This is a genomic window from Terrabacter sp. 01T434 (assembly GCF_056398545.1).
The window spans coordinates 147,253-160,412 of sequence record NZ_JBFTPP010000011.1; the positions used below are offsets into that span (position 1 = coordinate 147,253).

11 protein-coding genes and 1 pseudogene are annotated in these 13,160 nt (G+C 70.1%); 7 read left to right on the plus strand and 5 right to left on the minus strand.

Going from position 1 to position 13,160, the window contains the following annotated elements; genetic code table 11:
* Nucleotides 1-42 precede the first annotated feature (42 nt).
* A complete protein-coding gene (locus AC1DIW_RS20120) occupies nucleotides 43-786 on the minus strand; it encodes an ABC transporter permease (protein ID WP_442281103.1) in 744 nt (247 codons plus the stop codon).
* Entirely contained in the window at nucleotides 783-1,505 is a 723-nt protein-coding gene (locus tag AC1DIW_RS20125) for an ABC transporter ATP-binding protein (protein ID WP_478110435.1), read from the minus strand. The genes AC1DIW_RS20120 and AC1DIW_RS20125 overlap by 4 nt, the downstream gene beginning before the upstream one ends.
* 213 nt (nucleotides 1,506-1,718) lie before the next feature.
* Here AC1DIW_RS20125 and AC1DIW_RS20130 point away from each other — a divergent pair, with 213 nt between their 5' ends.
* Together AC1DIW_RS20130 and AC1DIW_RS20135 are read left to right on the plus strand one after the other, a co-directional pair.
* The gene (locus AC1DIW_RS20130) at nucleotides 1,719-2,885 is read left to right on the plus strand and encodes a sensor histidine kinase (RefSeq protein ID WP_478110436.1); all 1,167 of its coding nucleotides are present in this window, start codon (nucleotides 1,719-1,721) and stop codon (nucleotides 2,883-2,885) included.
* Nucleotides 2,882-3,562, plus strand: a complete 681-nt coding sequence (locus AC1DIW_RS20135) for a response regulator (protein ID WP_478110437.1) — start codon at nucleotides 2,882-2,884, stop codon at nucleotides 3,560-3,562. Before AC1DIW_RS20130 ends, AC1DIW_RS20135 begins: the two co-directional genes overlap by 4 nt.
* A 25-nt stretch (nucleotides 3,563-3,587) precedes the next feature.
* Here the strand turns inward: AC1DIW_RS20135 and AC1DIW_RS20140 are convergent, their stop codons facing one another.
* Nucleotides 3,588-5,711: a bifunctional lysylphosphatidylglycerol flippase/synthetase MprF gene (locus AC1DIW_RS20140; protein WP_478110439.1), complete on the minus strand. Its 2,124-nt coding sequence runs from the start codon at nucleotides 5,709-5,711 to the stop codon at nucleotides 3,588-3,590.
* A gap of 976 nt (nucleotides 5,712-6,687) precedes the next feature.
* Between AC1DIW_RS20140 and AC1DIW_RS20145 the strand changes: the two genes are divergently transcribed.
* Nucleotides 6,688-7,239, plus strand: coding sequence for a zinc metalloprotease (locus tag AC1DIW_RS20145; protein ID WP_478110440.1), 552 nt, complete (start codon nucleotides 6,688-6,690; stop codon nucleotides 7,237-7,239).
* A 527-nt stretch (nucleotides 7,240-7,766) separates the two neighbouring features.
* Nucleotides 7,767-8,663: pseudogene (locus AC1DIW_RS20150) on the plus strand (DEAD/DEAH box helicase family protein); the annotation flags it as partial.
* Nucleotides 8,664-8,996: 333 nt separating this feature from the next.
* Here the strand turns inward: AC1DIW_RS20150 and AC1DIW_RS20155 are convergent.
* On the minus strand, nucleotides 8,997-9,920 hold the full coding sequence (locus AC1DIW_RS20155) for a cupredoxin domain-containing protein (protein ID WP_478110447.1): 924 nt from the start codon (nucleotides 9,918-9,920) through the stop codon (nucleotides 8,997-8,999).
* A gap of 471 nt (nucleotides 9,921-10,391) precedes the next feature.
* Here AC1DIW_RS20155 and AC1DIW_RS20160 point away from each other — a divergent pair, with 471 nt between their 5' ends.
* From AC1DIW_RS20160 to AC1DIW_RS20170, 3 genes are read left to right on the plus strand one after another with little or no spacing between them, the layout of a single operon-like run.
* Entirely contained in the window at nucleotides 10,392-11,423 is a 1,032-nt protein-coding gene (locus AC1DIW_RS20160) for a thiamine pyrophosphate-dependent dehydrogenase E1 component subunit alpha (protein ID WP_478110442.1), read from the plus strand.
* Nucleotides 11,424-11,433: 10 nt separating this feature from the next.
* Nucleotides 11,434-12,480: an alpha-ketoacid dehydrogenase subunit beta gene (locus AC1DIW_RS20165; RefSeq protein ID WP_442281112.1), complete on the plus strand. Its 1,047-nt coding sequence runs from the start codon at nucleotides 11,434-11,436 to the stop codon at nucleotides 12,478-12,480.
* Nucleotides 12,477-12,710 carry a lipoyl domain-containing protein gene (locus AC1DIW_RS20170; protein WP_442281113.1) on the plus strand — a complete coding sequence of 78 codons (234 nt, stop codon included), beginning with the start codon at nucleotides 12,477-12,479 and terminating at the stop codon, nucleotides 12,708-12,710. Before AC1DIW_RS20165 ends, AC1DIW_RS20170 begins: the two co-directional genes overlap by 4 nt.
* Nucleotides 12,711-12,830: 120 nt before the next feature.
* On the opposite strand, the gene AC1DIW_RS20175 is transcribed toward AC1DIW_RS20170, so the two are convergent.
* Nucleotides 12,831-13,160, minus strand: a 330-nt coding sequence (locus AC1DIW_RS20175; RefSeq protein WP_478110445.1) for a hypothetical protein, incomplete at its 5' end; no start/stop codon positions are given.

Genomic DNA, 13,160 nt, shown 5'->3' on the forward strand with positions numbered 1-13,160 from the left:
TGTGCGGTGCTGCGCGGTGCTGTGGCGTGCTGGAGGGAGCTGCTAGTGCGCCTCGCGCCGGAGGCTGAACCGCGCCGCGATCCCCGAGATCAGCAGCGCCCATCCCGCGAGCACCAGGGCCGCAGCCGTCGGGCTCAGTGCGCCCTGGGCTGCCGTGCCCACGCTCGTCAGGGCGATGGCAGCGCCGGCGGGCAGCCAGTGGGCGACGTCCGGGACGAGGCTGCCGAGGATGCCGGCCTCGATGACCATCACCCAGGCGATGGCGCCGATGATGGCAGCGACGGTGTTTCGCGTGAGCGCACCGAGGGCCACGCCGACGAGACCGTACAGGGCGGTGGCCACGGTGACGCCGATCCACAGCTGGGCGACGTCGACCGGCAGCGAGTGAACGCCACGAGCGCCGTAGATCGCCAGGGCCTCCCCGTAGGCGATGCCGAACGTGCCCGCGCCGAGGATCGCGCCGAGACCCAGGGCGGTCGCCGCCTTGGCCGCCAGCACCCTCATCCGGCGTGGCTCGGCGAGGAAGGTCTGCATGACCGTCCGGTGGCGGTACTCCCCAGCGACGATGAGGACGCCGACCGCCAGCATCACCATCGAGGTGAGCGCCGAGACGGAGAGCGCGTGGTTGACGTGGTCGGTGGAGCCGAAAGCCGGCCCGCCCGGGCTGGCAACGAGCGCGTTCGACGCGACCGATGCCGTGCCGAGCACCAGGGTGACGGCCAGGCTGACCCAGGCTGCCGGGGTGGTTCGGAGCTTGTAGAGCTCTAGGGAGACAAGGTTTCTCATGACCAGACTTCCTGCGTGTCGGTGGGGTGGATCAGGGTGTGGAAGACGGACTCGAGGTCCGTGTCGTCGGTGACGAGTGCGTCGACCGGCCCGGCTGCGGCAAGGGTGCCGCCGTGGATGACGACGAGGTCGTCGGCGACGGCTGCCACCTCCGTGAGCAGGTGGCTCGAGAGGAAGACCGTGCCGCCCGCGTCCGCGAAGGACCGGAGGAAGTGACGCATCTCGCGGATGCCGTCCGGGTCGAGACCGTTGAGCGGCTCGTCGAGGATGAGGACCGACGGGTCACCCACGAGCGCCGAGGCGAGGGCCAGCCGTTGGCGCATCCCCAGTGAGAACCCGCCGACCCGACGGGCCGCCGCAGCCCCGAGACCGAAACGCTCGAGCAGCGAATCGGCTTTGTTCGCAGGCACTCCGGCCTGCCTCGCGGTCAGGCGCAGGTGGTTGCGGGCCGAGCGGTTCGGATGGAATCCCTGGTCGAGGACCGCGCCGACGACGCGGGTCGGGTGCGGCAGGTCCCTGTAACGGACCCCGTCGATGGTCGCCGTCCCGCTGGTCGGCTCGGCCAGGCCGAGCATGATCCGCATGCTGGTGGTCTTTCCCGCGCCGTTGACGCCCAGGAACGCGGTGACTCGACCGGGCAACGCCGTCGCGGTGAAGCGGTCGAGGACCGTGACCGAGCCGTACTGCTTGCTGAGCTGGTGGAACGAGAGGGTGGGCATGGTGGTGAGCTCCTGTCTTCGGTGCCGGTGTGGCTGACACCAACGATCCGGTCCGGGGGTCGCCCGAGTCGTCGGCCGGACGGCCGATCCTCCGCCTGCACCTCGGGGATGGCTGCAGGACGGCGGGCACGACGGCATACACCCTCAGGCGTACGCCCCGAAGCCGATCCCACGCGGTCGGTCGCTCCCTACTGTGCAGGTATGGAGTGGCGCATGCCCCGACCGCGGCGAGGCCTCGACCCGCGGCTGACCGACGCCGTCGTGGCCGTCGGGCTCTTCGTCGTGCTGGTCCTCTCGTTCGGCGCCACCCCAGGCGCTGCCCAGCGGCCGGCGGACGTCTGGGCGTGGGTGCTCGCCCTGCTGCTGACAGCGCCGTATGCCGTGCACCGCCGCTACCCGTGGGGGGCTCTCGCGGTGGTCCTGGCAGCTCTGCTCGCCTTCTCGTTGCTGCACTACGCGGCGTTCCCGGGGGTGAGCGTCTTCGTGCTCCTGTTCGGGCTCGCCCTGCACGGCGGTCGCCGGGACTCGCTCGTCGCGCTCTCGGCGTCGGTGGCAGCCTTCGTCGTGGCCCTCGCCGCGCAGCCGGCCGGCGTGGTCACGCCCAGCGACGTCGTGTCGACGCTGCTCGCCACGGCGGTCGCCTGGCTCGCCGGTGACAACCTGCGACAGCGGCGTCTGCGGTGGACGGCGATGGAGGAGCGGACCCGGCTGCTCGAGCGCGAGCGGGAGGACCGCGCCCGTGCGGCGGTGGCGGCCGAGCGGCTGCGCATCGCGCGCGAGCTGCACGACATCGTCGCCCACTCCATGTCCGTCGTCGCGGTCCAGGCGGGCGTGGGGCGTCATGTCATCGACACCGACGTGGCAGCTGCGGGACAGGCTCTCGCGGTCATCGAGACCACCAGCCGCGACGCGCTCGTCGACCTGCGCCGGATGCTCGGGGTGCTTCGCCGGGGCGACGAGGTCGCCGCGACGCGTCCCATGCCCGGACTCACCGACATCCCGGGCCTGGTCGCGGAGACGCGGGCGGCCGGGCTGGGGGTGACCCTCGAGTCGAGTGGCACCGTCGCCGACGTGCCCGCGGGCGTCAACCTGGCGGCATACCGAGTCGTCCAGGAGTCCCTGACGAACGTCATCAAGCACGGCGGCGCAGTCGCGCACGTGCGAATCTCCTGTGGCGAGAACGGGGTCGAGGTCGAGGTGACCGACGGCGGCCGGCCGGAGGAGCACCTCGGGCCGCCGCAGAGCGGTGGGTCGGGACACGGTCTGCTGGGGATGCGCGAACGCGTGGAGCTCTACGGCGGGCAGTTCGAGGCGGGACCCCGTCCGGGTGGGGGCTACCGGGTGCGGGCCCGGCTGCCGTATGCCGGGGGGTCGTCGTGAGCGCGCCGGTGCGGGTCGTGGTGGTGGACGACCAGGCGCTCGTGCGGGGCGCCTTCCACCTGCTGGTGGACTCCGCGCCCGACCTGGAGGTGGTCGGCGAGGGTGAGAACGGCGCGGAGGCCGTGGCGCTGGTGCGCGAGCTCGAGCCCGACGTCGTGCTCATGGACATCCGGATGCCCGTCATGGACGGGCTCGAGGCAACGAGCGCGATCGCTGGACTCGGGGTCGGGACGCGCGTCCTCGTGCTGACGACGTTCGACCTCGACGACTACGTCTTCGGGGCGCTGCGCGCAGGAGCCAGCGGCTTCCTGCTCAAGGACACTCCACCGGCCCAGCTGCTCGACGGGATCCGGGTGGTGTCACAGGGCGAGTCGCTGCTGGCGCCGAGCGTCACGCGCCAGCTCATCGCGGAGTTCGTGCGCCGGCAGGCGTCGCCCGGCGTGGCGCGGTGGGAAGCGACGGGGTCCCTGGACGGCCTCACCGAGCGCGAGAAGGAGGTGCTGGTCCTCGTCGCGCGCGGCCTGTCGAACCAGGAGATCGGCCAGCAGCTCTTCGTGACGCCGGCGACCGCCAAGACGCACGTGAGCCGGCTGCTGATGAAGCTCGGGGCTCGTGACCGGACGCAGCTCGTGGTGCTGGCCTACGAGAGCGGCCTCGTCGAGCCCCACGGCGCCTGAGCGCGTCCGGCGTCGCCGGAGCCGGTCACCCTCGACTCGAGCGTGCCAGGGTCACGAAGTCGCGCATCCCCGCGTCCGGCAGGTAGGCGCGGCTGAGCGCCAGTCCGATGCGCGGGAGCGCTGCCTCGTCGGGGAAGACGAGGTAGAGCGGCTCGTAGCGCGGCTGGAACTTCGACTTGAAGGCCTGCAGGGAACGGAATCCGTAGTAGGGCTCCAGAGACGCACCGAGCCGGTCGAGGAAGCTGTCGAGCGTGCCCCGGTCGAGGGACTCCTCACCGGCAGGCGGAGAGGTGCGGGCGAGGGGCGCTCCGGAGAGGGAGACCACGGGGCAGCCCTCCTCCTTGAAGGTCACGCAGGCCGACGCGATGAGGAACTCCATGGAGTAGCGGAAGCCACGAGGCAGTCGCCGCATGACATCGAGGGTCCAGCCGGCGGGGTCACCCCCTCCGCTCGCATGGAACGGCATCCACGACGTGATGCCGTGCACCGTCGAGTCCCCGTCGATGGCGAGACCGACGCGGACACTGCGGTCGAGGGCCTCGTCGACCCCGCCGAGCGTGAAACCCATCTCGGGCAGGCCCTTGTCCTCGACCCACTCGGACGAGATGGCCTTCACCTGCATCTGGATCCCACGCGGCATGTCTGCGAGCGGGCCGATCCGGAAGCGGATTCCGAGCTTGGCGGCCTGGTTCATGGCCGTCCGGACGTCCTGCCACGACTTGCCGACGAAGTCGAGGGTGGGCAGCTCGATCCACGCCTCCTCCGCCACCTGGAGCGAGTGCCAGCCCTGGGCGCGCGCGTGGCGCGAGGTCTCCGCGGTCACGGTGAAGAGGCAGGGCACCAGGCCTTGCCCGTGCACGGCATTCGCGAACTCGCCGAGCAGCTCCGACCGCTCCTCCTCGGAGGAGCCGACGGGGTCGCAGAGGCCGAGGGCGACGCCGGCGTGCACGCGATACGCCACGTATCCATGCATCGAGGGCGGCGCGAACCACCGGTTCTCCGGCCAGGTCGTCATCCACGCGAGCCGGTTGACCGTGCCCTCCTCCCGCAACAGCCGCGTGGCCCGCGAGCGCTGGTCGTCGTCCGCCGGCGCCACCAGGCTGCCACTGGTGCGACGCGCTCGGCGGACGGACGGGTTGCGGAAGGCGTGGCGGCCCACGAGACAGACCGAGAGGCCGAGCGCGTTGCCGAGGAGCTCCCAGCCGGCGGCGAGCAGGCCTCGCTCCCCGACCACCACCATGTAGCCGAGGTTGAGGATCTGGATGACGATGACGACGACCAGCAGCCCCACCGCCCAGCGCCAGGCCCAGCGCCGACCCTTGTAGAGCGACCGGGCGAGCCAGAGCCAGAGCACGGCCTGGACGACGCCGAGCACGATGTCGGTCTGGGTCAGCTGCTCGGCCCGCGCCTCCGGTGTCATGGTGACCGCGAACGGACCGTCGGCGGTGGTGAAGGGCCGCAGGAGGACCTCGGCGGCAGCGACGAGGAAGAAGCCGGAGGCGAGCAGCCGGAAGTCCCGGCGGGTCAGGTGCCTGAAGGTCAGCGACGGCGCGCGGCCGACGAGGAACGGACCGAGGAGCAGGCCGAACCCCACTGCCAGTACGTGCTCGAGGTCGGCCAACGCCCCCATGTGGATGACGAAGAGCACGACGTACGCCACGAGCAGGGTGCGGACGCGCCCGCGCCAGGGCGGGGTCAGGGTGACGGAGGCGGCAGCGGCCGCGCCGAGGAAACCCGCCGACGGACCGGCGTCCCGGACCAGGGAGAGCGCGGTGGTCCACTCGTAGCCGTGGTCTCGGGTCACCTCCAGCAGGACTGCCGCACCCACGACGGCGACCACGTGGCAGGACAACAGGGCCACCGCACACCGCAAGGTCCCGAGGCGCCACTCCGTGAAACCTCCGAAGATCATGAGCCCCAGCAGGATCGGCACGTACTGCTGCGGTTCCACGGCGAAGAACGCGCCTGTGAGGACGGTCCACCACGAGCCCTGGTGGAGGGCCGGCAGACCGTAGGTCGCCGAGTCGCGCAACGGCTGACTGCGCAGGGGACTCCACAGGGCTCGAGACCACAGCGACAGCACGAAGACGGCGACCACGAGGGTGCTCGTCAGAGGGAGGCGACGCGTCACCGTCCGGAGACGAGACATGCTTCCATGCTCCCGCCGCGGACTGCTCGCGTCGAGGCTTTGGCCGATGTCGTGAGGCGGCTGCCACCGCGCGACGAAGCTGTCTGGTCGGGCACATCGGCGCTCCGCTTCGAGCGGGTGGCGGTCCAATGGATCGAGGCTCACGTGGAGGGGAGGAAGGATGACGAGCAGCATCGGACGGCTGCGCATGCTCACCCGTCGCCGCCACGGTCTCCATGACGCTGGGCGCCTGCGGGTCAGGCGGATCCGCTCCCCCCGCAACGACCGCGTCCGGTGCGAGCGTCGCGTCGAACAGCTCGTCGGCCTCCACGACCACCTCCTCCTCCACGACGAGCAGCCCTGCCACGGCTCTGCCGACATCGACGCCCACGACGTGCTCGATCCCGTCGCGGCTGGTGGGGCACGACCGTCCAGGGACGTACGGGGCACTTCTACCGAAACCGGCGCGATTCGTCTCAAAGGTGCCTAGCCTGCCGACATGGCTTCAGGGGGGTGGCGTCGTCACGTCGACGCGCTGACGGGTGGACCGGGGCGACGGCGACGTCGCATGACCAAGGCACTCGAACGCCTGGATCGGCTCGACGCAACCTCGGACGGAGGCGCCGTGCTGTGGCCGTCGCCTGTCGGCTCAGGCGTCGGACCTCGTGACTGGACGCCGACACCACAGTGGTCAGGACGACGGGCAGCCGCGACCGGTCCGTGGTGGCTGCGGCATCCGCGGTTGGGGACGGGAGTGGTGGTGCTCATCGTGGCCTCGGCCCTGTGGGGTCCCGGCAACGTCGCCTGGTTGTTCCCGGCTCGGGCCCAGCGCCCGATGGGCGCTGACATCCCGCCGGCCGGTGTCGAGTTCGCCGGGACGCGGCTCCTGCCACCTGTGCACGCAGCACCCGCCGGTAGCGAAACGTATGGCTTCTCCATGATGCAGACGGGTACTGACGAGCCCGTCACGTTCGATCCCTGTCGCCCGATCCACTATGTGACGCGCACAGCCGCCGCGGGTCCAGGGGGCGCCCGCCTCGTCGACGAGGCCGTTGCCCAGATATCGGCGGCCACGGGACTGAAGTTCGTCAACGACGGCCTCACCGACGAAGCACCCTCCGAGCAGCGCCGGGCGTTCCAGCCAGAACGCTATGGACAGCGTTGGGCGCCTGTCCTCATCGCGTGGAGCGACGAGAGCGAGTCTCCTGGGCTCGCCGGGCGCGTGGCGGGGTTGGGTGGCGGCCGCCCATGGCGCGATACGCACGGACGCCTGACCTACGTCACCGGCACCGTCTGGCTGGACACGCCAACGCTCATGTCAGGGCCTTCCGCCGGCAGCTCGAACGGTGCCCGCGGTGTGATCATGCACGAGCTCGGTCACGTCCTCGGAGCGGCTCACGTCACCGACCCTGCACAGCTGATGTTCGGGGGTGAGCGCACCCCGAGTGGTGGCGGTCCCTCGGGCCCGCTCTTCGCGGGGCAGCTCGGCGCCGGGGACAGGGCAGGCCTCGCCGCGCTCGGAAGTGGTCCCTGCGCACCAGGGGTCTGAGCGTCTCGTAGCCGCTCCACATCGACCCCTTCGACACGGCCCCGAGCGAGCCGCTCTGCGCCCCTTGCCGTGGCAAGCTGCCCGCCATGACCAGTGACGGGGGAAGTCTGCTCGAGGGCGTCTACGAGAGTCTCATCACGGCTCATCTCCAGAAGCGCCTCGACGAGGCTGGAGACGTCGACGCACCGCGGGCAGCGGTGGCCGACGCAGATGAGCCGGAGGTTCTCAGCCGGCACGTGGCCCAGGCGGTGGCCCGCGTTCTGCGCAGTGAGCGAAACCCGGAGCTTCGCGTGACCCTGGTCAACCGGGTGCTGGGCGTTCTCGGTTCCGACGAGGACGCGGTCGTTGACACATCGCGCCAGCTGCTGGCCGTGTCCTACGCGGGCAACCATCACCCGCACCGGTCGACTCTCCGACCGGCCACGCCGCTGTCAGACGCCGCTCTCCTGACCAATGCCTCAGGCGAGCCGGGGATCGGGCATGAGCTACGAGCCGAGATCCCGACCGCAGATCGCGTCGACGTCATCATGGCCTTCGTCAAGTGGCACGGGATTCGCGTGATCGAGACCCAGCTGCGTGAGCTCCGCGATCGTGGGGTGCCCTTCCGCATCATCACCACGACGTACATGGGGGCCACTGAGCGAGCGGCCCTCGACCGCCTCGTCAGCGAGTTCGGCGCGGAGGTGAGGGTCCAGTACGACGCACCGCGGACTCGCCTCCACGCCAAGGCATGGCTGTTTCGACGCAACACCGGCTTCGACACGGCCTACGTCGGATCGAGCAACCTGTCGCGTGCGGCCCTGCTGGACGGAGTGGAGTGGAACGTTCGACTCTCTGCGATCGCCACTCCGTCGTTGATCGAGAAGTTCCGGGCGACGTTTGACAGCTACTGGCACGACGCGACCTTCGAGCGCTATGACCCCGAACGCGACCGGGACCGCCTCGACGATGCGCTGGCCGAGGCCTCGGGTCGCCGCACCCACGACCGCGTCACCCTGTCGCTCTCTGGTCTCGAGGTGCGCGCCTATCCCCACCAGACCGAGATGCTCGAGCAGCTGGACGTCGAGCGCATCGTGCACGGTCGGCATCGGAATCTCGTTGTCGCAGCAACGGGAACCGGCAAGACCGTTGTGGCCGCCCTCGACTACAGACGCCTGTGCGAACGAGGAGGGAACCGACCGACACTGCTCTTCGTCGCTCACCGTCGAGAGATCCTCGAACAGTCCCTGCGCACGTACCGAGAGGTTCTGAACGACGCCGACTTCGGTGAGCTCTACGTCGGCGGCGCCCGCCCTGAGCGATGGGGTCACGTCTTCGCATCCGTCCAGTCGCTCACGGCATACGGCATCACCAATCTCCCAGCCGATGCGTACTCGGTCGTCGTCATCGACGAGTTCCACCACGCAGAGGCTCGCACCTACAAGGCGATCCTCGACCACCTCCGGCCCGACGAGCTCCTCGGCCTCACCGCGACGCCGGAGCGCGGTGACGGCACCGACGTGCGGGCGTTCTTCGACGGCCGGGTCGCCGCGGAGCTGAGACTGTGGGACGCCCTGATACGTGGAACATCGGGGCGAGCGGCCCATCGCCATCACGTGGCGACTTCGAACGCCCATGCCCGCGGACCATTTCACGGCTGCAAGCGTCGTTGCGTGAACGGCTCGCCACCGCGAGAGGGGCTCGAACGAGTCCGAGCCCCTCTCCGACGCTGGATCCGCCGTGGGCGCGTGGCCCATGGCGGCTCAGTGGTGAGCCGTCTACCGGTTGCTGACCACCACGGTGCCCGTCATGCCCAGATAGTCGTGCAGGGCACAGATGTAGGCGTACGTGCCGGCCTTGGTGAACGTCACGGTGAAGGACCCGCCGGGCGGGATGATGCCCGAGTTCAGCTGAGCACCCCTGAAGTGGGTGGGGTCGCCGTACGGAACGAAGATGTTGGCCTTCTCCGGTCCGAAGGTGACGGTGTGTGGCGCCGCCATGCCCACGTTGCGGAACGTGACGCTCTGACCGACGCGCACGTGCACCGTCGGCCTGATGAACCGCATGACCATGGCCACGCCGTCATCGGCGCCGGCGAAGACCGTCCGGTTCGTGGCGAGTGCCGCCGTCTTGGACCAGAGCCTCCGGCCGTCTGCGAGGATCCGCTCAGCCTGCGCGGCGCTCGACCGGTCGTACTGCGCCTGTGAGTAGGGGTAGTGCGTGCCGGCAGCTCGGACGTTCACCACGCCCTTCATCATCGTGCCGTGGACGAGGCACCAGTAGGTGAAGGTGCCGGCCTTGTCGAAGGTGAGGGTGTAGGTGCGCGATGCCGGGAAGCCCGAATCGGACTCGTCCGTCATGATGCCCGAGTTGTAGTAGGAGACGCCGTCATAGTGCCGGCCGCCCTGACGGAACAGCATGGTCGGGTCCGAGGGGTCGAAGGGCGTCAGCGAGTGGCCCTTCGCCAGGAACGTCACCGTGTGGATCTCCCCTGCCATCGCCGTCCACGTGATCCGGTCTCCGACATTGATCCAGATCGTGCCGGGTAGGAACGCCATTCCCTGGATGGCGTCGTCGGGCGACTCCTGACCGACCTGCACGTTCCAGGTGCGGACGTCACGATCCGTACTCGTTCTGGCCTGGGCGGCGACCCCAGGAACCAGGAACAGGGCCAGCGCCGCGGCACAGAGAGCGGCGACCACCAACCGGATTCGATGCGACAAACGGGATTTCTTCATGCCAGGCCTCCTCGGCCCGTGGGTGAGTGGCGCGCTTCCGGTCACGGCCGAAAGCGGCCGGGGGGGACAGACCACTGTAGGACCGGCGCGGCACGGCCCGAAGGCAAAGAACGAGAAGACACGTTTACGCCGAATCCACCGACAAAGCGCTCGATACGAAGACTTGGACCGGGCTCACAGCCTTGCGCAACTGCGATGAACTCCACTGGGGCGCAAGCCTTTACGCGGGGCCACGACGCACCCTGTGCACGGGCTCGCGTGTGAAAGGCAGCGCCGTAGCCTGCCTGAGAATCCTCCGCTTTGCTCAACGGCGGCGCGCAGGATGCCTACGCTGGACAGTGGCCAGCCGGTTCCCCGGGACGGCCGCGCCGGTCTCGTCGCCCCACTCCCCGAGGCGCCATCCCTCCACCATCGCCCGGGCATCTGGAGGTCGTCATGACGACGCACGCCCAACCCCCGTCCCCCACCGGCGGGCTCGCTCCCGGCGACACGCTCGACGCCGAGGCTCGTCTCGGGCTCTACTCGACGATGGTCCTGTGCCGGACCTACGAGGAAGCCATCCTTCGCGAGTACCACGCCGACAAGGGGCCCGGCTTCGACATCGGCAAGGGGCTCGTGCCCGGCGAGATGCACCTGTCCGCCGGCCAGGAGCCTGTCGCTGCCGGGGTCTGCGCCCATCTGACCACTGACGACGCGGTGACCGCGACGCACCGCCCCCACCACCTCGCGATCGCTCACGGCATGGACCTGCATCGGATGACCGCGGAGATCTTCGGGCGCGAGACCGGCCTCGGGCGTGGGCGCGGCGGTCACATGCACCTCTTCGACCCCGCCACCCACTTCTCCTGCTCGGGCATCATCGCGGAGGGTTACCCGCCTGCTCTCGGCCAGGCATTCGCCTTCCAGCGCAAGGGAACCGACCGGATCGCCGTAGCGGTCACCGGCGAGGGGGCCGCCAACCAGGGCGCCTTCCACGAGTCGCTCAACCTCGCGGCGCGGTGGTCGCTGCCGGTCGTCTTCGTCGTCGAGGACAACGACTGGGCGATCTCGGTGCCCCGCGACGTGGCCACCGCGATCCCGTCGAACGCCGACCGCGCCGCGGCCTACGGCATACCTGGTGAGCGCGTCGAGGACAACGACGTCGAGACCGTGTATGCCGCCGCGCAGCGGGCCGTCGCTCGTGCCCGATCCGGTGCCGGCCCCAGCCTCATCGAGGTGCACACCCTGCGCATGTGGGGGCACTTCGAGGGCGACGCGCAGGGCTACCGGCCCGAGCTGGCCGAGGTGCCGGAGCACGATCCCATCCCCCGCTACGAGCGCCGGCTCCGCGATGCCGGGCTGCTCGACGACGACGCCGTGGAGCGGATCCGGGCCGCGGCCAGCGAACGCGTCGAGGACGCGGTTGCCTACGCCAAGAACAGCCCGCTGCCCGACGCCGCGTCGGCGACGTCCCACGTGTTCGCCTGAGGAGACGACGATGACCATCACTGACACCCCCGTTGCCCCCACCCCGGCGACCAACCGCCGACTGACGACCTCGAAGGCCATGGTCGAGGCGATCGCCCAGGAGATGGAGCGCAACCCCGCGGTCGTCTACCTGGGCGAGGACGTCGGCGCCTACGGCGGCATCTTCAGCTCGACGACGGGCTTGGTCGACCGCTTCGGCCCTGACCGCATCATCGACACCCCGATCTCCGAGAGCGCCTTCATCGGGCTCGGCATCGGCGCCGCCGTCGAGGGCATGCGACCCATCGTCGAGCTGATGTTCGCCGACTTCATGGGCGTCTGCCTGGACCAGATCTACAACCACATGGCCAAGATCCACTTCGAGTCAGGTGGCCACGTCACGGTGCCGATGGTGCTGACCACGGCCGTCGGCGGCGGTTACTCCGACGGCGCCCAACACTCGCAGTGCCTCTGGGGTACGTTCGCGCACCTGCCCGGGATGAAGGTCGTCGTGCCGAGCAACCCAGCCGACGCAAAGGGCCTCATGACGTCCGCGATCCGCGACGACAACCCTGTCGTCTACATGTTCCACAAGGGCGTCATGGGTCTGCCCTGGATGGCGAAGAACGCCCGCTCGATCGGAGAGGTGCCCGAAGGTGAGCACGTCGTGCCGATCGGCAAGGCGGCCGTTGCGCGCGAGGGCCGTGACGTCACGGTCGTGACGATCTCGCTGTCGGTGCACCACGCGCTCGACGTGGCCGAGAAGGTCGCCGCCGACGGGATCGACGTCGAGGTCGTCGACCTGCGCAGCCTCGTACCGCTCGACCGCGAGGCGATCCTCGAGTCGGTGTCCAAGACCGGCCGGCTCGTCGTCGTCGACGAGGACTACCGCTCGTTCGGGCTGTCGGGTGAGGTCGTGGCCACGGTCACCGACCACGACCCGACGCTGCTGCGGGTCCCCGTGCAGCGGGTGGCCGTGCCGGACGTCCCGATCCCGTATGCCCACGTGCTCGAGTACGCCGTGCTGCCGCGGCCGGAGCGGATCGAGGAGGCGGTGCGCCGCGCGGTGGCCATATGACCGACGTCCTGTTCCCGGCCCTGTCCAAGGAGTCGCCGCAGGCCGTGGGGGTGCTCGCCACGTGGTTCGTGCTGGAGGGCGCGACCGTCTCGGCCGCCCAGCTCATCGCGGAGGTGCAGGTCGACAAGGTTGCCGCGGAGGTGATCGCGCCGGTGGCCGGCGTCGTCCATCTGCTCGTCGACGAGGAGGCCAGCGTGGTGCAGGGAGCTCCGATCGCCCGGATCGACTAGAGATCCTCGACTCTCCGGCCGAGACGTAGGTCTTGGACTTCGAGCCGGCAGCGGTGAAGGGCCCGGACGGGACGCCGCCCGGGCCCTTCGTCACCGGAAGAAGGACTACCTGGTGTCAGGTCAGCTCGTCTTGAAGGCGGTGATGGCGGCCATCCACTGGCCTCCGCTGGTGCCCGACGCGGTGTAGGCACCCGTCGCGGTCGTGACGCGGAAGGCCGTCGCCAGGTCATCAGTGGACACGCTCAGGTTCGGCAGCCCGCTCCAGCCAGCCGCCCAGGCCGGCACGGTCGCAGCAGACTCCACCCCGACCACCCCGAACAGGATCTCGTTCGGCTGGGTCGTGGTGACCGACCCGGAACTGAACGCCGTCCCGGTCCCGGTCGCGCCCGCGCTCGTGTCGATCCCGGTGACCCCGGCCAGCTCATCGACACTCACATGGGTCTCCCCCGC